This window comes from Gottfriedia sp. ABJ_BB2_2, assembly GCF_055484705.1.
This window is the reverse complement of record NZ_JBVFKR010000015.1, coordinates 20,794-43,816: the sequence shown is the minus strand read 5'-3', so window position 1 is coordinate 43,816 and position 23,023 is coordinate 20,794. Positions and strand designations below refer to the sequence as shown.

The 23,023-nt window shown below is 39.1% G+C and carries 28 protein-coding genes; all 28 read right to left on the bottom strand.

Features of this window, described 5'->3' with window-relative positions:
* Positions 1–59 precede the first annotated feature (59 nt).
* Positions 60–1,358 carry a preprotein translocase subunit SecY gene (gene secY, locus ACX6U0_RS20355; RefSeq protein WP_088003831.1) on the bottom strand — a complete coding sequence of 433 codons (1,299 nt, stop codon included), beginning with the start codon at positions 1,356–1,358 and terminating at the stop codon, positions 60–62.
* The gene (gene rplO / locus ACX6U0_RS20350) at positions 1,358–1,798 is read right to left on the bottom strand and encodes a 50S ribosomal protein L15 (protein ID WP_088003829.1); all 441 of its coding nucleotides are present in this window, start codon (positions 1,796–1,798) and stop codon (positions 1,358–1,360) included. The genes secY and rplO overlap by 1 nt, the downstream gene beginning before the upstream one ends.
* A 30-nt stretch (positions 1,799–1,828) precedes the next feature.
* Positions 1,829–2,011 (bottom strand): 50S ribosomal protein L30, encoded by a 183-nt coding sequence (gene rpmD, locus ACX6U0_RS20345; RefSeq protein ID WP_088003827.1) that lies wholly within the window; start codon positions 2,009–2,011, stop codon positions 1,829–1,831.
* Between the two features lie 15 nt (positions 2,012–2,026).
* Complete coding sequence (gene rpsE, locus ACX6U0_RS20340; RefSeq protein ID WP_098848445.1) at positions 2,027–2,527, bottom strand: 30S ribosomal protein S5; 501 nt, start codon at positions 2,525–2,527, stop codon at positions 2,027–2,029.
* A 20-nt stretch (positions 2,528–2,547) separates the two neighbouring features.
* The gene (gene rplR, locus ACX6U0_RS20335) at positions 2,548–2,910 is read right to left on the bottom strand and encodes a 50S ribosomal protein L18 (RefSeq protein WP_464961660.1); all 363 of its coding nucleotides are present in this window, start codon (positions 2,908–2,910) and stop codon (positions 2,548–2,550) included.
* A gap of 31 nt (positions 2,911–2,941) precedes the next feature.
* Positions 2,942–3,478 (bottom strand): 50S ribosomal protein L6, encoded by a 537-nt coding sequence (rplF, locus tag ACX6U0_RS20330; RefSeq protein ID WP_088003821.1) that lies wholly within the window; start codon positions 3,476–3,478, stop codon positions 2,942–2,944.
* 30 nt (positions 3,479–3,508) lie between these two features.
* On the bottom strand, positions 3,509–3,907 hold the full coding sequence (gene rpsH, locus ACX6U0_RS20325; RefSeq protein WP_088003819.1) for a 30S ribosomal protein S8: 399 nt from the start codon (positions 3,905–3,907) through the stop codon (positions 3,509–3,511).
* 33 nt (positions 3,908–3,940) lie between these two features.
* Entirely contained in the window at positions 3,941–4,126 is a 186-nt protein-coding gene (locus tag ACX6U0_RS20320; protein ID WP_069716795.1) for a type Z 30S ribosomal protein S14, read from the bottom strand.
* A gap of 34 nt (positions 4,127–4,160) precedes the next feature.
* Positions 4,161–4,700, bottom strand: coding sequence for a 50S ribosomal protein L5 (rplE, locus tag ACX6U0_RS20315; RefSeq protein WP_088003817.1), 540 nt, complete (start codon positions 4,698–4,700; stop codon positions 4,161–4,163).
* Positions 4,701–4,728: 28 nt separating this feature from the next.
* Positions 4,729–5,040, bottom strand: coding sequence for a 50S ribosomal protein L24 (gene rplX, locus ACX6U0_RS20310; protein ID WP_056467443.1), 312 nt, complete (start codon positions 5,038–5,040; stop codon positions 4,729–4,731).
* A gap of 56 nt (positions 5,041–5,096) precedes the next feature.
* Entirely contained in the window at positions 5,097–5,465 is a 369-nt protein-coding gene (rplN, locus tag ACX6U0_RS20305; RefSeq protein WP_088003815.1) for a 50S ribosomal protein L14, read from the bottom strand.
* A gap of 46 nt (positions 5,466–5,511) precedes the next feature.
* The gene (rpsQ, locus tag ACX6U0_RS20300; protein ID WP_088003813.1) at positions 5,512–5,775 is read right to left on the bottom strand and encodes a 30S ribosomal protein S17; all 264 of its coding nucleotides are present in this window, start codon (positions 5,773–5,775) and stop codon (positions 5,512–5,514) included.
* 21 nt (positions 5,776–5,796) lie between these two features.
* Positions 5,797–5,997 (bottom strand): 50S ribosomal protein L29, encoded by a 201-nt coding sequence (rpmC, locus tag ACX6U0_RS20295; protein WP_088003811.1) that lies wholly within the window; start codon positions 5,995–5,997, stop codon positions 5,797–5,799.
* Positions 5,987–6,421 carry a 50S ribosomal protein L16 gene (rplP, locus tag ACX6U0_RS20290; protein WP_088003809.1) on the bottom strand — a complete coding sequence of 145 codons (435 nt, stop codon included), beginning with the start codon at positions 6,419–6,421 and terminating at the stop codon, positions 5,987–5,989. The genes rpmC and rplP overlap by 11 nt, the downstream gene beginning before the upstream one ends.
* 2 nt (positions 6,422–6,423) lie before the next feature.
* The gene (gene rpsC, locus ACX6U0_RS20285; protein WP_464961659.1) at positions 6,424–7,083 is read right to left on the bottom strand and encodes a 30S ribosomal protein S3; all 660 of its coding nucleotides are present in this window, start codon (positions 7,081–7,083) and stop codon (positions 6,424–6,426) included.
* A 3-nt stretch (positions 7,084–7,086) separates the two neighbouring features.
* Positions 7,087–7,428, bottom strand: a complete 342-nt coding sequence (gene rplV, locus ACX6U0_RS20280; protein WP_056467425.1) for a 50S ribosomal protein L22 — start codon at positions 7,426–7,428, stop codon at positions 7,087–7,089.
* A 17-nt stretch (positions 7,429–7,445) separates the two neighbouring features.
* The gene (gene rpsS, locus ACX6U0_RS20275; RefSeq protein ID WP_088003805.1) at positions 7,446–7,724 is read right to left on the bottom strand and encodes a 30S ribosomal protein S19; all 279 of its coding nucleotides are present in this window, start codon (positions 7,722–7,724) and stop codon (positions 7,446–7,448) included.
* 57 nt (positions 7,725–7,781) lie between these two features.
* Positions 7,782–8,612, bottom strand: a complete 831-nt coding sequence (rplB, locus tag ACX6U0_RS20270) for a 50S ribosomal protein L2 (RefSeq protein ID WP_464961658.1) — start codon at positions 8,610–8,612, stop codon at positions 7,782–7,784.
* 31 nt (positions 8,613–8,643) lie between these two features.
* Positions 8,644–8,934 (bottom strand): 50S ribosomal protein L23, encoded by a 291-nt coding sequence (gene rplW / locus ACX6U0_RS20265; RefSeq protein WP_088003801.1) that lies wholly within the window; start codon positions 8,932–8,934, stop codon positions 8,644–8,646.
* Positions 8,934–9,557: a 50S ribosomal protein L4 gene (gene rplD, locus ACX6U0_RS20260; protein WP_464961657.1), complete on the bottom strand. Its 624-nt coding sequence runs from the start codon at positions 9,555–9,557 to the stop codon at positions 8,934–8,936. The genes rplW and rplD overlap by 1 nt, the downstream gene beginning before the upstream one ends.
* 26 nt (positions 9,558–9,583) lie before the next feature.
* A complete protein-coding gene (rplC, locus tag ACX6U0_RS20255; protein WP_088003797.1) occupies positions 9,584–10,213 on the bottom strand; it encodes a 50S ribosomal protein L3 in 630 nt (209 codons plus the stop codon).
* A gap of 33 nt (positions 10,214–10,246) precedes the next feature.
* Positions 10,247–10,555, bottom strand: a complete 309-nt coding sequence (gene rpsJ / locus ACX6U0_RS20250) for a 30S ribosomal protein S10 (RefSeq protein ID WP_088003795.1) — start codon at positions 10,553–10,555, stop codon at positions 10,247–10,249.
* Between the two features lie 334 nt (positions 10,556–10,889).
* Positions 10,890–12,077, bottom strand: coding sequence for an elongation factor Tu (tuf, locus tag ACX6U0_RS20245; RefSeq protein WP_088003792.1), 1,188 nt, complete (start codon positions 12,075–12,077; stop codon positions 10,890–10,892).
* Positions 12,078–12,197: 120 nt separating this feature from the next.
* Positions 12,198–14,276, bottom strand: a complete 2,079-nt coding sequence (gene fusA, locus ACX6U0_RS20240) for an elongation factor G (RefSeq protein WP_464961656.1) — start codon at positions 14,274–14,276, stop codon at positions 12,198–12,200.
* A gap of 233 nt (positions 14,277–14,509) precedes the next feature.
* Positions 14,510–14,980, bottom strand: a complete 471-nt coding sequence (rpsG, locus tag ACX6U0_RS20235; protein ID WP_464961655.1) for a 30S ribosomal protein S7 — start codon at positions 14,978–14,980, stop codon at positions 14,510–14,512.
* Between the two features lie 32 nt (positions 14,981–15,012).
* Positions 15,013–15,435, bottom strand: a complete 423-nt coding sequence (rpsL, locus tag ACX6U0_RS20230) for a 30S ribosomal protein S12 (protein ID WP_056467392.1) — start codon at positions 15,433–15,435, stop codon at positions 15,013–15,015.
* A 248-nt stretch (positions 15,436–15,683) separates the two neighbouring features.
* Positions 15,684–19,292, bottom strand: coding sequence for a DNA-directed RNA polymerase subunit beta' (gene rpoC / locus ACX6U0_RS20225; protein ID WP_464961654.1), 3,609 nt, complete (start codon positions 19,290–19,292; stop codon positions 15,684–15,686).
* A 46-nt stretch (positions 19,293–19,338) separates the two neighbouring features.
* On the bottom strand, positions 19,339–22,872 hold the full coding sequence (gene rpoB, locus ACX6U0_RS20220; protein WP_088003779.1) for a DNA-directed RNA polymerase subunit beta: 3,534 nt from the start codon (positions 22,870–22,872) through the stop codon (positions 19,339–19,341).
* Positions 22,873–23,023: the final 151 nt, after the last annotated feature.

The following is a 23,023-nucleotide window of genomic DNA, read 5'->3' as shown; positions in this document are numbered from 1 at the left end:
GGTTGATCCTCCTCTTAATTAGGTGAGCAAAAGGGAAATTTCTACTTCCCTAACGCTCGTTATTTTATAAAGCCTTTGTAGTTTCGTTTTACAAGCTGACTTTCTAATTGCTTCATTGTTTCAAGCGCAACGCCGACAACGATTAGTAAACTTGTTCCTCCAATTTGAGCTGAAGGTGGTAAGTTAGCAATTTTACCAAATGCAATTGGTAATAAAGCTATGAAAGCTAAGAAAATTGATCCTACAAACGTTAAGCGATATAAGACTTTGATTATATATTCTTGTGTGCTCTTACCTGGGCGAATGCCTGGGATGTAGCCACCTTGCTTTTGTAAGTTTTCAGCCATTTGCTCAGGATTAGCCTGAACAAAAGTATAAAAGTATGAAAAAGCAATAATTAAAATTAGATAAAATGCCATACCCCAAGGATTGTTATAAGTAAATACTTTTTCAATCCAATCAGTCACACTGTTATTTGGTAAGAACGATGCGATTGTTGATGGAGTTATTAAAAATGAAACAGCGAAGATTACCGGAATAACCCCAGCACCATTTACTTTTAATGGCAAGTGAGTAGATTGTCCTCCGACATAGCTATTATTTCCATTATTACGTTTTGCATATTGGATCGGAATTTTACGAGTTGCTTGTTGGATGTAAATAACAGCAACAATAACTAGTAATAATACCAATACAACTAAGCCAACTTTAACAATATTTAAGAATAGCTCATCTCCAGCACCTTTAAATTGTTGCTGATAGATTTGTGAAATTGTAGTTGGAATAGCAGCTACTATACCACCAAAGATAATAATTGATATACCGTTCCCTACACCTTTAGCAGTAATTTGCTCACCTAGCCACAATAAGAAAGCTGTACCAGCTGTTAGTACAGTTGCAATATATAGGTAGGTAGACCAACCAGCATTTTCAATTAACATTCCGCCTGTAACATTGTTCATACTGATCGATAACCCAATAGCTTCAATAAATCCTAAAATAATTGTGATATATCTAGTCAGTTGAGTCAATTTACGTCGACCAATCTCACCCTGCTTCGACCATTCAGTTAACTTTGGAACAACGTCCATTTGAAGTAACTGAATAATGATCGATGCTGTAATGTAAGGCATTATACCCATTGCAAAAATCGAGAACTGTTTAAGAGCTCCTCCACCGAATGTATTTAGTACTCCAAAGACGCTCAGCGAGCTATCTTGGGAAGCAAGCACATCAGCGTTGACGTTTGGAACAGGTATAAACGTCCCAATACGAAATACAATTAACATTAATAACGTGAAGAGAATCTTTCTTCTAATATCTGCAACGCGCATAAAGTTGGAGATTGTCCGGAACATTAGATCACCTCAGTTTTTCCACCAGCTGCTTCGATTGCCTCTACTGCAGTAGATGAGAACTTATGAGCTTTTACAGTAAGTTTAACTTCTAACTTACCTTTACCTAAAATTTTAATACCAGCTAATTCTTTACGAACGATACCAGTTTCAATCAGTAACTCAGGAGTTACTTCAGTTCCGTTTTCGAAGCGGTTTAACGTTTCAACATTAACGATTGCGTACTCTTTACGGTTGATGTTAGTGAAACCACGTTTTGGTAAACGACGGAATAAAGGAGTTTGACCACCTTCAAATCCAAGACGAACACCGCCACCTGAACGAGCGTTTTGTCCTTTATGACCTTTACCAGCAGTTTTACCAGTACCAGAACCGATACCACGACCGATACGTTTCGATACTTTACGAGAACCTTCTGTAGGTTTTAATTCATGAAGTTTCATTAGGGCACCTCCTTACTTATTCATGTTTCATTAAATTTCTTTTACAGATACAAGGTGAGAAACTTTGTTAATCATCCCACGCATTGCAGCGTTATCTTCTTTAACAACTGTTTGGTTAGTTTTTGTAATACCTAACGCACGAACTGTTGCGATTTGATCTTGTTTGCGACCAATAACACTACGAGTAAGGGTAATTTCTAACTTTTTAGCCATCGTTATCCCTCCTTATTAACCTAGTAATTCTTCTACAGATTTACCACGTAATTTTGCAACCTCATCCGCACGTTTTAAGTTGCTTAATCCTTCGATTGTAGCACGAACGATATTAACCGGCGTGTTAGAACCAAGTGATTTAGATAAGATATCGTGAACTCCTGCAAGTTCTAATACCGCACGAACTGGACCTCCAGCGATAACTCCAGTACCTTCAGAAGCAGGTTTTAGGAATACTTCACCAGCTCCAAAACGACCTGTAATTTCGTGAGGAATTGTAGTTCCAACGATTGGTACATTAATTAGATTTTTCTTAGCATCTTCAACAGCTTTACGGATAGCATCTGGTACTTCTTGAGCTTTACCAGTACCAAAACCTACATGACCGTTTTTGTCACCAACAACTACTAATGCTGCAAAGCGGAAACGACGACCACCTTTTACAACTTTAGCAACACGGTTGATCGTAACTAAGCGTTCTTCAAGCTCTAATTTATTAGGATCAATGCGACGCATGTATGTCCCTCCTTCTTTTATTAAAATTGTAAACCAGCTTCACGAGCAGCTTCAGCTAAAGCTTTTACGCGACCATGATATAAGTAACCACCGCGGTCGAATACAACTTCAGTAACACCTTTGTCAGTAGCGCGTTTTGCAACTAAACCACCAACTAATTTTGCTGCTTCGATATTACCAGTACCATTAATAGTTAATTCTTTATCTAAAGTTGATGCACTTGCTAATGTTACGCCATTAACATCATCAATGATTTGAGCATAGATATGGTTGTTTGAACGGTAAACGTTTAAACGTGGACGTTCTTGAGTACCAGATAATTTAGTACGAACACGAGCATGTCTCTTTTTACGTACTGCATTTTTATCAGCCTTAAAGATCATCTTGGTCACTCCTTTCTCTTATCTAGTTAGATTACTTCGCAGTTTTACCTTCTTTACGACGAACAGTTTCACCTTCGTAACGGATACCTTTACCTTTGTAAGGCTCTGGTGGACGTACTTGACGGATGTAAGCAGCAAGAGCGCCTACACGTTCTTTGTCGATACCTTTGATACTGATTTTAGTATTTGAAGGTACTTCGATTTCAACACCATTTTCAGGAGTGATCTCAACTGGGTGAGAATAACCAACGCTAAGAACAAGTTTGTCACCTGTTTTTGTAGCACGGTAACCTACCCCGATTAGTTCTAGGTTACGAGTATAACCATTAGTTACACCTTCAACCATGTTTCCTAAAAGGGCACGAGTTGTACCATGAAGAGCACGGTGCTCTTTGTTGTCAGTTGGACGTGCAACTGTTAATACGTTCTCGTTTAATTCGATTTGCATATCTGGACTAAAAGTACGAGTTAACTCACCTTTAGGTCCTTTTACTGTAATTGTATTGTTGTTATTAGTAAGAGTAACTCCAGCTGGAATTACAAGTTCTTTTTTACCAACACGAGACATTCACTACACCTCCATTCGCTCTGTGTTTTATTACCAAACGTATGCTAAGATTTCGCCACCAGTTTTAGCTTGACGAGCTTCTTTATCTGTCATTACACCTTTAGAAGTTGAAAGAATCGCAACACCTAAACCGTTAAGTACGCGAGGTACTTCATCAGCTTTAGCGTAAACACGTAAGCCAGGTTTAGAGATTCTTTTTAATCCAGTGATAACGCGTTCGTTGTTCACACCATATTTTAAGAAAATACGGATGATACCTTGTTTATCGTCTTCAATGTACTCAACGTCACGGATGAAACCTTCACGTTTTAGAATTTCAGCAACTTCTTTCTTTAGGTTAGAACCTGGGAATTCTAATTTCTCGTGACGTACCATGTTCGCATTACGAATGCGAGTAAGCATATCTGCAATAGGATCTGTCATGACCATGTTCAGATAACCTCCTTCCTAATATCTATAAAATTACCAACTAGCTTTTTTAACGCCAGGGATTTGTCCTTTGTAAGCAAGTTCACGGAAACAAATACGGCAAAGTTTAAATTTACGTAAAACTGAGTGTGGACGTCCGCATCGTTCGCAACGTGTATACTCTTGTACTTTAAATTTCTGTTCGCGTTTTTGTTTCGCAATCATTGATTTTTTAGCCACGTTTTCGCCTCCTCTTCTTTAGCGCTGGCTTTCATTATTTTTGAAAAGGCATTCCGAATAATGTTAGCATTTCACGAGCTTCTTCATCAGTATTTGCAGTAGTAACAATAACGATGTCCATACCACGTACTTTGTTTACTTTATCATAATCGATCTCTGGGAAGATTAATTGTTCTTTAACACCTAAAGTGTAGTTTCCACGGCCATCGAATGCTTTTTTAGAGATTCCGCGGAAGTCACGTACACGTGGTAAAGTTACAGCTACTAATTTCTCGAAGAATTCGTACATACGCTCTCCACGTAATGTAACTTTAGCACCGATAGGCATACCTTCACGAAGACGGAATTGAGCGATTGATTTTTTAGCTCTAGTTACAACAGGTTTTTGACCAGCGATTAGAGTTAATTCCTCAACAGCAGTATCTAATGCTTTAGAATTTGAAACAGCCTCACCAACACCCATGTTGATGACGATCTTTTCAATTTTAGGCACTTCCATAATTGATTTATAGTTAAACTTGCTCATTAGAGCAGGAGTAATTTCTTTTTGATATTTCTCAACTAGGCGGTTCATTCAGTTGACCTCCTTTCATAAATGGATATTATTTATCAAGTAATTCGCCTGATTTTTTAGCAATACGTACTTTTTTACCATCCACTAATTGGTAACCTACGCGAGTAGGTACTCCAGTTTTTGGATCTAATGCCATAACATTAGAAACATGGATTGGTGCTTCTTTCTCGATGATGCCACCTTGTGGGTTAGCTTGAGTAGGTTTTGAGTGTTTTTTAATGATGTTAACACCTTCAACTAGTACGCGGTTATTCTTTGGAAAAGCCGCAAGGATCACACCTTGTTTTCCTTTGTCTTTACCAGAGATAACTTGAACTTTATCACCTTTTTTTACATGCATCTTCTTCGTGCACCTCCTTAATAAGGCTTTCTGAAGTATTTATTGTAGTACATTAATTATAGAACTTCTGGAGCTAATGATACGATTTTCATGAAGTTGCTATCACGTAATTCACGTGCAACTGGTCCGAAAATACGAGTACCACGTGGGCTCTTATCATCCTTGATGATAACAGCTGCGTTTTCGTCAAAACGGATGTAAGTACCATCTGGACGACGAACACCGCGTTTCGTACGAACGATAACGGCTTTAACTACATCACCTTTTTTAACAACGCCACCTGGTGTTGCTTGTTTTACTGTACATACGATGATATCACCGATGTTAGCAGTTTTACGGCCTGAACCACCTAATACTTTAATAGTAAGTAATTCACGTGCACCTGAATTGTCAGCAACTTTTAAACGAGTTTCTTGTTGGATCATGTCAAATTGACCTCCTTTCGGATTAAGAATAATATCCGATCATCTATTAGATAATAACAGCTTCTTCTACGATTTCTACTAAACGGAAACGTTTTGTAGCTGATAATGGACGAGTCTCCATGATTTTTACGATATCGCCAACTTTTGCTTGGTTTAGCTCATCGTGCGCTTTATATTTCTTAGAATATTTAACGCGTTTTCCGTATAGTTTGTGTGTTTTGTAAGTTTCAACTACAACAGTAATTGTCTTATCCATTTTATCAGAAACTACACGTCCTGTGTAAACTTTACGTTGGTTACGTTCGCTCACTGTGCAAACCTCCCCTCATGATTAATTGTTAGAGTTAATTTCTCTTTCACGTACTACAGTTTTCATACGAGCAATAGCTTTACGAACCTCACGGATACGTGCAGTGTTCTCTAATTGTCCTGTAGCTAATTGGAAACGAAGGTTGAATAACTCTTCTTTAAGAGATTTCACTTTTAATTCAATTTCAGCAGTGGTAAGATCGCGAATCTCATTACTTTTCATTAGAATCACCACCATTGTCTTCGCGTTTTACAAACTTACATTTAACTGGTAATTTGTGAGCTGCTAAGCGTAGTGCTTCACGAGCTACTTCTTCAGATACACCAGCGATTTCGAACATGATTTTGCCAGGTTTAACAACAGCAACCCAACCTTCTGGAGCACCTTTACCGCTACCCATACGTACCTCAAGAGGTTTAGCTGTGTAAGGCTTAGAAGGGAAGATCTTAATCCATACTTTACCGCCACGTTTCATGTAACGAGTCATTGCACGACGCGCTGCTTCGATTTGACGGTTAGTAATCCAAGATGCTTCAGTTGATTGTAAACCAAATTCACCGAATGCTACTTCTGTGCCACCTTTAGCACGTCCGCGCATTTTTCCACGGTGCTCTCTACGATATTTAACACGTTTAGGCATTAACATAATTAATTTCCTCCTTCCTCAGAAGCTTTCTTTTTAGTAGGAAGAACTTCACCTTTGTAAATCCATACTTTTACGCCAAGCTTACCGTATGTTGTATCTGCTTCTGCAGTTGCATAGTCGATGTCTGCACGTAATGTATGAAGTGGCACTGTACCTTCGCTATATGATTCAGCACGAGCGATATCTGCTCCGCCAAGACGACCAGAAACTTGTGTTTTGATACCTAATGCACCAGCACGCATTGCACGTTGTAATACTTGCTTTTGAGCACGACGGAATGAAACACGGTTTTCTAATTGACGAGCGATGTTTTCAGCTACTAATTTAGCATCAAGATCAGCTCTTTTGATTTCGATAATGTTGATATGAACACGTTTGCCAGTTAAGTTGTTTAAAGCTTTACGAAGAGCTTCAACTTCTGAACCACCTTTACCGATTACCATACCAGGTTTTGCAGTGTGAACTGTAATGTTTACACGGTTTGCTGCTCTTTCGATTTCTACTTTAGAAACAGCAGAATCTTTTAAACGAGCACTAATATATTCACGAATTTTGATATCTTCATGTAAAAGGTCTGCGTAATCTTTCTCTGCGTACCATTTAGATTCCCAATCTTTGATAATACCGACACGAAGTCCGACTGGATTTACCTTTTGACCCATCGATTATCCCTCCTTCTTCTCTGATACCACGATTGTAATGTGGCTTGTGCGTTTGTTGATTGCGCTAGCACGTCCTTGTGCACGTGGGCGGAATCTTTTTAATGTTGCACCTTCATCAACGAATACTTTTTCGATGTATAAGTTGTTAACATCCATATCATAGTTATGTTCTGCATTTGCAATAGCAGATTTTAATAATTTTTCTACAACAGGAGAAGCAGTTTTTGGTGTGTGTCGAAGGATTGCGATCGCTTCGCCAACTTGTTTACCTCGGATTAAATCGACTACAAGACGAACTTTACGAGGAGCGATACGAACTGTTCTCAGTACAGCTTTTGCTTGCATTGGAGTGCCTCCTCTCATTATCTTCTAGTTTTCTTGTCATCCGCATCGTGACCTTTATAAGTACGAGTTGGAGCAAATTCGCCAAGTTTGTGACCTACCATATCTTCTGTTACATAAACAGGTACGTGTTTACGACCATCGTACACTGCAATAGTATGTCCGATAAATTGTGGGAAAATTGTAGAACGACGTGACCAAGTTTTTACAACTTGTTTTGATTCAGTTTCGTTTAATTTTTCCACTTTAGTTAATAAGTGATCATCAATAAATGGACCTTTTTTCAGGCTGCGTCCCATTGTGGTACCTCCCTTCGTGATTGACCTACGGTTCTAGTGAACCGTAGCACAACCGCGTTATTTTTTACGACGACGTACGATAAACTTGTCTGACGCTTTGTTTTTCTTACGAGTTTTGTAACCAAGAGTTGGTTTACCCCATGGAGACATTGGTGATTTACGTCCGATTGGAGAGCGTCCTTCACCACCACCGTGTGGGTGATCAACTGGGTTCATTACAGATCCACGTACAGTTGGGCGTTTACCCATCCAACGAGAACGACCTGCTTTACCGATGTTAATAAGTTCGTGGTGCTCATTACCTACTTGACCTACAGTCGCGCGGCATGTAGCTAATACCATACGTACTTCACCAGAATTTAAACGTACTAATACGTAACGATCTTCTTTACCTAATACTTGAGCTGAAGTACCAGCTGAACGTACTAATTGTCCTCCACGACCTGGTTTTAACTCGATGTTGTGGATTGTAGTACCTACTGGAATGTTAGCAAGTGGTAAAGCGTTACCTACTTTAATATCAGCTTCTGGACCAGAAACGATTTCCATTCCTACTACTAAGTTTTTAGGAGCAAGAATGTAGCGTTTTTCTCCATCTGCGTAGTTAATTAACGCAATGTTTGCAGAACGGTTTGGATCGTACTCGATTGTAGCAACGCGTCCTGGTATACCATCTTTATCTCTTTTGAAATCGATGATACGGTATTGACGTTTGTGTCCACCACCTTGGTGACGAACAGTAATTTTACCTTGGTTATTACGGCCAGCTTTTTTGCTAAGTGGTGCTAATAATGATTTTTCTGGTTTGTCAGTAGTGATCTCAGCAAAGTCATTAGTAGTCATACCACGGCGACCGTTAGTGGTTGGTTTATACTTTTTGATTCCCATCGTTAGTTCCCTCCTTTTCTAGTAGTTAGTATTAAACGCCTTCGAATAATTGGATATCTTGGCTATCAGCAGTTAATTTAACGATTGCTTTTCTACGACGGTTAGTGTAACCAGCATGTTTACCCATACGTTTAAACTTACCTTTGTAGTTCATCACGTTAACTTTTTCTACTTTAACACCGAAGATTGCTTCAACAGCATCTTTAACTTCAGTTTTGTTAGCTCTTACATCAACTTCGAAAGTATATTTTTTCTCAGAAATAGCATCCATAGAAGCTTCAGTGATAACTGGGCGTTTGATAATATCACGAGGATCCTTCATTACGCAAGCACCTCCTCTACTTTTTCCACCGCAGCTTTAGTCATGATTAAAGTATCATGATGTAAAACGTCGATTACGTTAACTTCATTTGCTGCAATTACTGTAATTCCAGGAATGTTACGAGCAGATAAAGCTACGTTTTCATTTAAGTCAGCAGTTACGATTAAGACTTTCTTTTGAACTGATAAGCCTTGTAATACAGTAACCATATCTTTTGTTTTTGGTGCGTTTAACGCTAAATCTTCAAGCACTAACATGCTTTGCTCTAATACTTTAGTAGATAAAGCAGATTTAATCGCTAAGCGACGTACCTTTTTAGGTAATTTATATGAGTATGATCTTGGAGCTGGACCGAATACGATACCACCACCACGCCATTGTGGAGAACGGATTGAACCTTGACGAGCACGGCCAGTTCCTTTTTGTCTCCATGGTTTACGACCACCACCACGCACTTCAGAGCGTGTTTTTACTTTGTGAGTACCTTGACGTAAAGACGCACGTTGCATCATTACAGCATCAAATAAAACGTGTTCGTTTGGAGCAATTCCGAATACAGCATCAGCTAATTCAATTTCTCCTACTTGAGCACCAGTTTGGTTAAACATAGTAACTTTAGGCATTTGGTTTCCTCCTTTCTTCTAATTAATTAGTTAGATTTAACCGCAGAACGGATTGTTACGTAAGATTTTTTAGCACCTGGTACATTACCTTTTACTAATAGTAAGTTACGCTCAGCGTCAACTTTAACGATTTGTAAGTTTTGTACAGTTACTTTTTCTCCACCCATACGTCCTGGTAATGCTTTGTTTTTAAATACGCGGTTTGGAGCAACAGGTCCCATTGAACCTGGACGACGGTGGTAACGAGAACCGTGAGACATAGGTCCACGAGATTGTCCGTGGCGCTTGATGCTACCTTGGAATCCTTTACCTTTTGAAGTTCCAGTCACATCAACGATGTCACCATTTGCAAAAATATCAACTTTGACTTCTTGACCTACTTCATAAGCTGTCATATCAGCATTACGAATTTCACGAACGAAGCGCTTAGGTGCAGTGTTTGCTTTAGCAGCGTGTCCTTGTTCTGGTTTGTTAGCTAATTTCTCACGTTTGTCAGCGAATCCGATTTGGATTGCTTCGTATCCGTCAGTTTCAGCAGTTTTCTTTTGTAAAACTACGTTTGGAGTAGCTTCGATAACAGTAACTGGAATTAACTCGCCGTTTTCAGCAAATACTTGTGTCATACCGATCTTTTTCCCTAAGATTCCTTTAGTCATAAGTCACACCTCCTGAATTTATATATATCGTTATTAAAGTTTGATTTCAATATCAACGCCAGACGGTAAGTCTAGTCTCATTAGTGAATCAACAGTTTGTGGTGTTGGGTTCACGATATCGATTAAACGTTTGTGTGTGCGCATTTCGAATTGCTCACGAGAATCTTTGTATTTATGAACCGCACGAAGAATCGTGTAGATAGATTTCTCAGTTGGTAATGGAATCGGACCAGATACAGAAGCACCTGAACGTTTCGCAGTTTCAACGATTTTCTCTGCAGATTGATCTAAAATACGGTGATCGTAAGCTTTTAAACGAATACGAATTTTTTCTTTTGCCATAATTTTCCCTCCTTTTTCGCCTATTTAAATAATAGACATACTCCATGGAAATTTCCTTACACTCGCCATGGCAAAGCGGCCGGGTGTATCAGCAACCTTCCACTTCTACGCAGTCAAAGACCAACATCATCTATTATACATAAAAAATAATGCTATTGCAAGCATTAGTTATAAGTTTATTGTAAATAATAGTTTGTCGTCTTTTGTACTTTGTTATTATATTATCTCTTACTAGTAAAAGCAAGCTTGAATAGGTGTTATATAGGTTAAAATTCATTTCCAATTTAAAGAAAAAAAGCTTAGAAGAAAATCTTCTAAGCTTTTAAATGTTTAATTATTCAACGATTGTAGCAACTACGCCAGCGCCTACAGTACGTCCACCCTCACGGATAGAGAACTTAGTTCCTTCTTCAACAGCGATTGCGTTGATTAACTCAACAGTCATTTCGATGTTGTCGCCAGGCATAACCATTTCAGTACCTTCTGGTAATTGGATGATTCCAGTTACGTCAGTTGTACGGAAATAGAATTGTGGACGGTAGTTAGCGAAGAATGGAGTATGACGTCCACCTTCTTCTTTAGATAAAACGTAAACTTCAGCTTTGAACTTAGTGTGTTGTTTAACTGAACCTGGTTTAGCTAAAACTTGACCACGTTGGATATCGTCACGAGCAACCCCACGAAGAAGTGCACCGATGTTATCTCCAGCTTCTGCTTGATCAAGAAGTTTACGGAACATTTCAACACCTGTTACAGTAGTTGATTTTGGCTCTTCAACAAGACCGATGATCTCGATTACGTCACCAACTTTAACGATACCACGCTCAACACGACCAGTAGCAACTGTTCCACGACCAGTGATTGAGAATACATCCTCAACTGGCATTAAGAAAGGCTTGTCAGTTTCACGAGCTGGTGTTGGGATATAAGAATCAACTTCAGCCATTAATTCATGGATTTTAGCTTCCCAAGCTTCGTCACCTTCTAAAGCTTTAAGAGCTGAACCTTTGATTACTGGAATGTCATCGCCAGGGAATTCATATTCTGATAATAGATCACGAATTTCCATTTCAACTAATTCAAGTAACTCTTCATCGTCAACCATGTCACATTTGTTCATGAATACTACGATGTAAGGTACACCTACTTGGCGAGATAAAAGGATGTGCTCACGAGTTTGAGGCATTGGACCATCAGCAGCAGATACTACTAAGATACCACCGTCCATTTGAGCAGCACCAGTGATCATGTTTTTAACATAGTCAGCGTGACCTGGGCAGTCAACGTGTGCATAGTGACGAGTTTCAGTTTCATACTCAACGTGTGCAGTAGAGATTGTGATACCACGTTCTCTTTCTTCTGGAGCACCATCGATTTGATCGTAAGCACGAGCTTCAGCTCCACCTACTTTAGCTAATACTGTAGTAATAGCAGCTGTTAATGTAGTTTTACCATGGTCAACGTGTCCGATTGTACCAATGTTAACGTGTGGTTTTACACGTTCGAATTTAGCTTTACCCATTGTAAAAATCCTCCTTATAATTAAGAAAATTTATTTTAGTTTTATTATTATGCCATAAAGGGGCAAGTCCCCTTTATGACTAACATACATAGTTATACATGATGAGAACTAAATAATCAATTACTCACCTTTATATTTTTTGATAATTTCTTCAGAGATTGATTTTGGTACATCTTCATAATGGTCAAATACCATTGAGAACGTTCCACGACCTTGAGTGTTAGAACGTAATGAAGTTGCATAACCAAACATCTCAGCAAGAGGTACCATTGCACGTACTACTTGAGCGTTACCGCGAGCTTCCATACCTTCAACGCGTCCGCGACGAGAAGTAACGTCACCCATGATATCTCCTAAGTATTCCTCAGGGATAACAACTTCTACTTTCATGATTGGTTCAAGTAGAACTGGGTTACATTTTTTAACTGCGTTTTTAAGTGCTAATGAAGCAGCAACTTTAAACGCCATCTCATTCGAGTCAACATCATGGTAAGAACCATCAAATAGACGAGCTTTAATGTCGATTAGTGGGAATCCAGCTAATACACCATTTTTTAGAGAATCTTCAAGACCTGCAGCAACTGCTGGGATGTATTCACGTGGAACAACACCACCAACGATTCCGTTTTCGAACTCGAAGCCTTTTCCTTCTTCGTTTGGTGAGAATTCAATCCAAACGTGACCGAATTGTCCACGTCCACCTGATTGACGAACGAATTTACCTTCTACTTGTGCAGAAGAACGGAAAGTTTCACGGTATGCTACTTGAGGAGCACCAACGTTAGCTTCTACTTTAAATTCACGACGCATACGGTCAACGATGATGTCAAGGTGAAGTTCACCCATACCACCGATGATTACTTGACCAGTTTCTTGGTCAGTGTGAGCACGGAAAGTAGGATCTTCTTCTGTTAATTTAACTAATGCTTGACCCATTTTATCTTGGTCAGCTTTAGATTTTGGTTCAATTGCAATGTGAATAACTGGCTCTGGGAATTCCATAGACTCAAGAATTACTAAATTCTTTTCATCACATAGAGTATCTCCAGTTGTAGTATCTTTAAGACCTACTGCAGCAGCGATGTCACCAGCGTATACTTTCGAAATCTCTTGACGAGAGTTAGCATGCATTTGTAGGATACGACCTACACGCTCACGCTTACCTTTAGTAGAGTTTTGAACGTATGAACCAGATTCTAACGTACCTGCGTAAACACGGAAGAACGTTAATTTACCAACATAAGGATCAGTCATGATTTTGAATGCAAGAGCAGCGAATGGCTCGTCGTCACTTGAAGGAACAACTTTCTCTTCATCAGAATCAGGTACAGTTCCCATGATTGCTGGTACATCTAATGGTGATGGTAAGTAGTCAATTACTGCATCTAGCATTAATTGAACACCTTTGTTTTTGAAAGCAGAACCACATACTACTGGGTAGAATTGTACTGAACAAGTTGCTTTACGAATAGCAGCTTTTAATTCAGGAAGTGTGATTTCTTCGCCTTCAAGGTATTTCATCATTAATTCTTCGTCAAGCTCAGCTACTGCTTCAACTAATCTTCCGCGGTATTCTTCAGCTTGCTCTTGGTACTCTTCAGGAATTTCGATTGTTTCAATGTCAGTACCTAAGTCATTGTTATACTTGATAGCTTTCATTTCTACAAGGTCGATAATACCCCAGAAGTTATCTTCAGCACCCATCGCTAATTGGATCGGGTGTGCGTTAGCTTGTAAACGATCGTGCAATGTTCCTACAGAGTATAAGAAATCCGCGCCGATTTTATCCATTTTGTTAACGAATACAACACGTGGAACTCCGTAAGTAGTTGCTTGACGCCATACTGTTTCAGTTTGAGGCTCAACACCAGATTGAGCATCAAGTACTGCAACTGCGCCATCAAGTACACGTAGAGAACGTTCAACTTCTACAGTGAAGTCTACGTGACCTGGAGTATCAATGATATTTACACGGTGGTTATTCCATTGAGCTGTTGTAGCAGCAGATGTGATAGTGATACCACGCTCTTGCTCTTGCTCCATCCAGTCCATTTGTGAAGCTCCTTCATGAGTTTCACCAATTTTGTGAATACGACCAGTGTAATAAAGGATACGCTCAGTAGTCGTTGTTTTACCAGCGTCAATGTGAGCCATGATCCCGATATTACGAGTGTTATTTAAGGAGAACTCTCTTGTCATAAGGGTTCTTTCTCCCTTCCAATTTGTAAGTAGGATTTTTTATTGTATAAGAAAAAGTTATTCCTATACATATTTCATGTTATTAAGTTAAGCACTACAAGCAAAGAACTTTCATGTCATCCTAAGTTATGTAATCCGACGTTCACCTATTTAAACTAGAAGACTAGTTTAAAATAGGTGAACGACTTAACCAACATTCATTATGTGCAGAAATAACTAAAATGCTTTTAATCTTACCAACGGTAGTGAGCAAACGCTTTGTTCGCTTCTGCCATTTTGTGTGTATCTTCACGTTTCTTAACTGCAGCACCTGCGTTGTTAGCTGCATCAAGAATTTCGTTAGCTAAACGCTCTTCCATCGTTTTTTCTCCACGAAGACGAGAATAGTTAACTAACCAACGAAGACCTAAAGTTGTACGACGCTCTGGACGAACCTCAACTGGTACTTGGTAGTTAGAACCACCAACACGACGAGCTCTAACTTCTAGAACTGGCATGATATTTTTAAGAGCTGCTTCGAATACTTCCATTGGTTCTTTACCAGAACGTTCTTGGATTAATTCAAAAGCTCCGTATAAGATAGCTTGAGATTTTCCTCTTTTTCCGTCAATCATCATTTTGTTGATTAAACGAGAAACTAATTTTGAATTATAAAGTGGATCTGGCAATACATCTCTTTTTGCAACAGGACCTTTACGTGGCATGTGATTTCCTCCTTTCGACTAGTTGTTATCTATTACTTCTTAGCTGCTTTTGGTCTCTTAGTTCCGTATTTAGAACGACCTTGCATACGCTTGTCAACACCTGCAGTATCTAACGCACCACGAACGATGTGATAACGTACCCCTGGTAAATCTTTTACACGTCCTCCACGAATAAGAACAACACTGTGCTCTTGTAAGTTGTGTCCGATACCTGGGATATAAGCAGTTACCTCGATTTGGTTAGTTAAACGTACACGAGCATATTTACGTAATGCTGAGTTCGGTTTCTTTGGAGTCATAGTACCAACACGAGTACAAACACCACGTTTTTGTGGAGCTGATAAATCAGTTGATTTTTTCTTTAATGAGTTGAAACCTTTGTTTAATGCTGGTGATTTTGATTTCCATACTTTAGAAGTACGTCCATTACGCACTAACTGGTTAATAGTAGGCATGAGTTTTTTCCTCCCTTCACATATTTATAAGACCACACATCCAGGTGGTTCATAATTAGTTGAAAACAAAGTTTTTGCAAGAAGGAAGGAATCTTCCTTCTCACAAAAACAGTTTTAACTGTATATTCCTAAATTAGCCCCGGGTCTAACCTGCTAAGATTAGCAGTGCTATTGTCTAGGAGCAACCTTGAATATCTTATCATTTTTCATCATTTGATGTCAACTCAAGAATGAAAATATTTTAAGTTTTATTTTTCAACTAAAACTTCTTCGTTCAATTCAACTGATTCGTTTACATCTTTTACAAGATCAACTTTACGGTATCTGTTCATACCTGTACCAGCCGGAACCAACTTACCTATAATAACATTCTCTTTTAATCCTAGCAACTCATCACGTTTTCCTTTGATCGCAGCGTCTGTTAACACACGCGTTGTTTCTTGGAATGATGCAGCTGATAAGAATGAGTCTGTTTCTAATGATGCTTTTGTAATACCTAGTAATAACGGACGAGCAGTTGCTGGTTGTTTACCTGCATATAAAGCTTCTTTATTTGCTTCAGTAAACTGATGTAATTCTAGTAATGTACCAGGAAGTAAATCAGTTTCCCCTGCATCCATTACACGAACTTTCTTCAGCATTTGTCGAACCATTACCTCTACGTGTTTATCGCCAATTTCTACCCCTTGCATACGGTATACTTTTTGAACTTCGCGTAGTAAGTATTCTTGAACAGCATTTGTACCTTTTACTTTTAATAGCTCTTTCGGATCAATTGAACCTTCAGTCATTACTTGACCACGTTCAATTCTTTCACCGTCTTGAACTTTTAATCTAGCGCCATAAGGAACTGGATAGCTTCTAGATTCAACTGAGCCTTCAACAATAATTTCTTGTTTGTCTTTTGCATCAGTTGAGATCGAGATAACACCATCGATTTCAGATATAACAGCTTGACCTTTAGGGTTACGTGCTTCAAATAGCTCTTGAATACGAGGTAAACCTTGAGTAATATCGTCTCCTGCTACCCCACCTGTATGGAATGTACGCATTGTTAACTGAGTACCTGGCTCACCAATTGATTGAGCAGCGATAATACCAACTGCTTCACCAACTTCAACTTCAGCACCTGTAGCTAAATTGCGACCATAACATTTTTTACATACTCCATGGTTCGTATTACATGTAAATGCAGAACGGATATTAACTTCTTCAATACCAGCATCGATAATTTCACGAGCTAAGTCTTCTGTAATTAAATCGTTCTCTTGAGCAAGTAATACGCCTGTTTCTGGGTGACGTAGAGTTGCACGTAAATGACGACCTACTAAACGATCGTATAGACCTTCAATAATTTCGTTACCTTCTTTAATTGCCTTAACATGTAAACCGCGATCAGTACCACAGTCATCTTGACGAACGATTACATCTTGTGCAACGTCTACTAGACGACGAGTTAGGTAACCTGAATCGGCTGTTTTAAGTGCAGTATCGGCAAGACCTTTACGAGCACCATGTGTTGAGATGAAGTATTCAAGTACCGTTAAACCTTCACGGAATGATGATTTGATCGGTAACTCAATGATACGTCCAGCCGGGTTGGCCATCAGACCACGCATACCTGCAAGCTGAGTGAAGTTAGATGCGTTACCACGGGCACCAGAGTCACTCATCATAAAGATAGGGTTTCGTTTATTTAATGAAGCCATCAGTTTTCCTTGAATTACATCCTTCGCGTCACTCCAAATTGCGATTACACGATCGTAACGCTCATCTTCTGTGATTAAACCGCGTCGGAATTGCTTCAATACTTTATCTACTTTTTCTTGTGCCTCAGCAATAATTTGTTGCTTCTCAGGTAATACGATGATGTCAGCAACACCTACTGTGATACCGGCTTTAGTAGAATGTCTAAATCCTAGATCCTTCATGCGGTCAAGCATTTTTGACGTTTCAGTGATTTTGAAACGTTTAAATACTTCAGCAATGATGTTTCCAAGAATTTTCTTTTTGAAAGGAGCAATTTCTTCTCTACTTTCAATAATTTCTTTCACATTTGCACCTTTAGATACAAAATACATCTGCGGAGTTTCTTTTTCAAGATTACTCTGAGTTGGCTCATTAATATACGGGAACGATGTAGGTAAGATTTCATTAAAGATTAACTTACCAACAGTTGTGATTAATAATGAGTTATTTTGTTCTTCAGTAAATGTTTCGTTATTTAACGTTCCAGCCGCAACAGCAATACGAGAATGTAAGTGTACATAACCGTTTTGGTATGCGATTAACGCTTCATTGATATCTTTAAATACCATACCTTCACCGACTGCGCCTGCACGCTCAAGTGTTAAGTAATAGTTACCTAATACCATATCTTGAGATGGTGTAACTACTGGTTTACCATCTTTCGGATTCAGGATGTTTTGAGCTGCAAGCATTAGAATACGAGCTTCTGCTTGAGCTTCACTTGATAACGGAACGTGAACAGCCATTTGGTCACCGTCAAAATCGGCGTTGTATGCAGTACATACAAGTGGATGTAGACGAATCGCACGGCCTTCTACTAGAGTAGGTTCGAACGCTTGGATACCAAGTCTGTGTAGAGTTGGGGCACGGTTTAGTAACACTGGATGCTCACGAATAACCGATTCTAATACATCCCAAATTTCTGGGTGTAAACGCTCAATTTTACGTTTTGCACTCTTAATGTTATGTGCTAATCCACGCTCTACTAATTCTTTCATCACGAATGGCTTGAATAACTCAATCGCCATTTCTTTTGGTAAACCACATTGATACATCTGTAAGTTTGGTCCTACAACGATTACCGAACGACCAGAGTAGTCAACACGTTTACCAAGTAAGTTTTGACGGAAACGTCCTTGCTTACCTTTAAGCATGTGAGAAAGTGATTTTAATGGACGGTTACCCGGTCCAGTAACTGGACGACCACGACGACCATTGTCAATTAACGCGTCAACTGCTTCTTGAAGCATACGTTTTTCGTTTTGAACGATAATGCTTGGAGCACCAAGGTCTAATAAACGTTTTAAACGGTTGTTACGGTTAATTACACGACGATATAAATCGTTTAAATCCGAAGTAGCAAAACGTCCACCATCCAATTGAACCATTGGACGTAATTCAGGTGGAATAACTGGAAGAACATCAAGGATCATCCAAGATGGCTCATTACCAGAGTTACGGAATGCTTCTAATACTTCCAAGCGTTTAATTGCTCTTGTACGACGTTGCCCTTGTGCAGTTTTTAATTCTTCTTTTAAAGAATCAACATCTTTTTCAAGGTTAATATCGCTTAAAAGCTTTTTAATTGCTTCAGCACCCATAGATGCTTGGAAAGTTTGACCATAGCGCTCACGATAAGCACGGAATTCTTTCTCAGAAAGTAATTGTTTCTTTTCTAAAGGCGTATCTCCAGTTTCTGTTACTACATAAGAAGCGAAGTAGATAACTTCCTCCAAAGCTCGAGGGGACATGTCTAAAACAAGTCCCATTCGGCTTGGAATACCTTTGAAATACCAAATATGTGATACAGGAGCAGCTAATTCAATGTGTCCCATACGCTCACGACGTACTTTTGCACGAGTTACTTCAACTCCACAACGATCACATACTACACCTTTATAACGTACACGTTTATATTTACCGCAGTGACATTCCCAATCCTTTGTAGGACCGAAAATACGTTCACAAAAAAGACCATCTTTTTCAGGTTTTAACGTACGGTAGTTAATTGTTTCAGGTTTTTTAATTTCCCCGTATGACCACGAGCGAATTTTGTCAGGCGATGCAAGTCCGATCTTCATATACTCGAAATTATTTACATCTATCAAGGGGCCTACCTCCCTTTCTGTCCTAAGGTTTTACCCAATATAATACTTATTCTTTTACGTATTCCATATCCATCGCTAAATGTTCTGAAGCTTGATCATCATCGTCTTCAGTATCGCGCATTTCGATTTCCTCATCTGTAGCAGACATCATCTTAACGTCCATACCTAGAGATTGTAATTCCTTAATTAATACTTTAAATGATTCAGGAACACCTGGCTCAGGTACGTTTTCACCTTTAACGATTGCTTCATATGTTTTCACACGTCCAACAACGTCATCAGATTTAACAGTTAAGATTTCTTGTAGTGTATAAGCAGCACCATATGCTTCAAGTGCCCATACTTCCATCTCACCAAAACGTTGTCCACCAAATTGTGCTTTACCACCAAGTGGTTGTTGCGTAACAAGTGAGTATGGTCCAGTTGAACGCGCATGTAGCTTATCGTCAACCATGTGAGCAAGTTTGATCATATACATAACACCTACAGATACACGGTTATCGAACGGTTCACCCGTACGTCCATCATATAGTACAGTCTTAGCATCACGTGCCATACCAGCTTCTTCAATCGTACCCCAAACATCTTCCTCACGTGCTCCATCAAATACAGGAGAAGCAACATGAATGCCAAGATATCTAGCAGCCATACCTAAGTGTAACTCTAGTACCTGACCGATGTTCATACGAGAAGGTACCCCTAATGGGTTTAACATGATATCAACTGGCGTTCCATCTGGTAAGAACGGCATATCTTCTTCTGGTAAAATGCGGGATATAACCCCTTTATTACCATGTCGTCCAGCCATTTTATCCCCTTCAGAGATTTTACGCTTCTGAACGATATATACACGAACAAGTTGGTTAACTCCTGGTGGTAATTCATCACCGTTTTCACGAGTGAATACTTTAACATCAAGAATAATTCCGCCTCCACCGTGTGGAACACGTAAAGAAGTATCACGAACTTCACGAGCTTTTTCACCGAAGATTGCATGAAGTAGACGTTCTTCAGCAGTTAATTCAGTAACCCCTTTAGGTGTTACTTTACCAACTAATAAGTCACCATCTTTAACTTCTGCACCAATTCGGATAATCCCACGCTCATCAAGATTTTTAAGAGCATCTTCACCAACGTTTGGAATATCACGAGTGATTTCTTCAGGTCCTAATTTAGTGTCACGAGCTTCTGACTCATATTCTTCAATATGAACTGAAGTGTAAACATCTTCTTTAACAAGACGGCGACTCATAATGATCGCATCCTCGTAGTTGTAACCATCCCATGTCATGAATGCTACTAGTACGTTACGTCCAAGAGCTAATTCACCTTTTTCCATAGAAGGTCCATCTGCAAGAATTTCGCCTCTTACTACTTCGTCACCAACACTTACGATTGGGCGTTGGTTATAACAAGTACCTTGGTTTGAACGTACGAATTTTAACATACGATATTTATCAAGGTCACCTTTAACTTTTTGTCCATCAACTTCTGAATAGCGACGTACCCAAACTTCTTTCGCTTCAACACGTTCAACAATACCAGGGTGTTTACAGATTACTGCAGCACCAGAGTCTTTCGCTGAAACGTACTCCATACCTGTACCAACGATTGGTGATTCAGGGTTTAATAATGGAACTGCTTGACGTTGCATGTTCGCTCCCATTAGGGCACGGTTTGAGTCATCGTTCTCTAAGAACGGGATACATGCTGTCGCAGCTGATACTACTTGTTTTGGAGATACATCCATGTAGTCAATACGCTCACGTTTAACAACTGTGTTGTCTCCACGGAAACGAGCTACTACATCTTCATCTAAGAAACTACCATCTTCACCTAAACGAGCATTCGCTTGGGCTACAACGTATAGATCTTCTTCGTCAGCTGTTAAGTAATCAATTTTATCAGTCAGACGACCAGTTTCAGAATCTACGCGACGATATGGCGTTTCAATGAAACCAAATTGATTTACTTTCGCATAAGAAGAAAGTGAGTTAATTAATCCGATGTTCGGTCCCTCAGGCGTCTCAATCGGACACATACGACCATAGTGAGAGTAATGAACGTCACGTACTTCGAATCCAGCACGTTCACGTGTTAAACCACCTGGTCCTAGCGCTGATAGTCTTCGTTTGTGAGTTAATTCTGCTAGTGGGTTTGTTTGGTCCATGAATTGAGATAGCTGTGAACTACCAAAGAATTCTTTAATTGAAGCAATTACTGGGCGAATATTAATTAACGCCTGTGGAGTAACTGCATTTGTATCTTGAATTGACATACGTTCACGAACTACACGTTCCATACGAGATAACCCGATACGGAATTGGTTTTGAAGTAATTCTCCAACTGAACGTAAACGACGATTACCTAAGTGGTCAATATCATCTGTGTCTCCTACGTTATGTAGTAAGTTAAAGAAGTAAGAAATCGAAGCGATAATGTCAGCTGGTGAAATGTTTTTCACGCTTTTGCTTACATTAGCATTTCCAATGACTTGAATTACTTGTTCGCCATCGCCTTCAACTGGTGCATAGATTTTAATAGATTGTAAATTAATCTCTTCTTCTAGTACGCCACCTGCAGGTTGAACTACTTTTTCACCGATATTCTTCTCTAAGAACGGAAGAATTCTATCTAACGTACGACGATCAAGAGTTGTCCCTTTTTCTACAATAATTTCACCAGTTTCTGGATCAACTAAAGTTTCAGCAATACGTTGATTAAATAGACGGTTTTTAATGTGTAATTTTTTATTGATTTTGTAGCGACCTACGCTAGCTAAATCATAACGCTTCGGATCAAAGAAGCGAGTAATTAATAGGTTTTTTGCATTTTCTACTGTAGGTGGTTCACCTGGGCGTAATCTCTCATAGATTTCAAGAAGCGCTTTTTCAGTGCTATCTGTATTATCTTTTTCAAGTGAGTTACGTAGGTATTCGTTTTCGCCTAATAAGTCCAGAATCTCTTGGTCTGTACCAAATCCAAGCGAACGTAGTAAGACAGTAACAGGTAATTTTCTTGTGCGGTCAATACGTACATAAACTACGTCTTTCGCATCCGTTTCGTACTCTAACCAAGCACCACGGTTTGGAATTACAGTAGCTGTATAACCCTTTTTACCATTTTTGTCGATCTTTCCACTATAGTACACACTTGGAGAACGTACTAATTGTGAAACGATAACACGTTCAGCACCATTAATAATAAATGTGCCTGTGTCCGTCATTAATGGGAAATCTCCCATGAAAACATCTTGCTCTTTAACTTCGCCAGTTTCCTTATTTAATAGGCGAACTTTTACTCGAAGTGGAGCAGCGTAGTTTACATCACGCTCTTTTGATTCTTCTACAACATACTTCGGCTCACCTAAACTGTAATCAATGAATTCTAATGATAGATTACCTGTAAAATCCTCAATCGGCGAAATGTCTTGGAACATTTCTCTCAAACCTTCATCTAAAAACCATTGGTAAGATGCTGTTTGAATTTCAATTAAGTTAGGTAACTCTAAAACTTCACTGATACGAGCATAACTTCTGCGTTGGCGGTGTCGTCCATATTGAACTAGTTGACCTGTCAACATATTCACCCCTTAAATTTAAGAGTATTTAAAACAAAAAAATAGTAACAAATAAGCATAAAAACCCCTTACTTGTTAAACAAAAAATAAAATGGTTTCAAAATGAAAACCATTTATTAAACTCAACGACAGTCATTTTACTATCATTTCC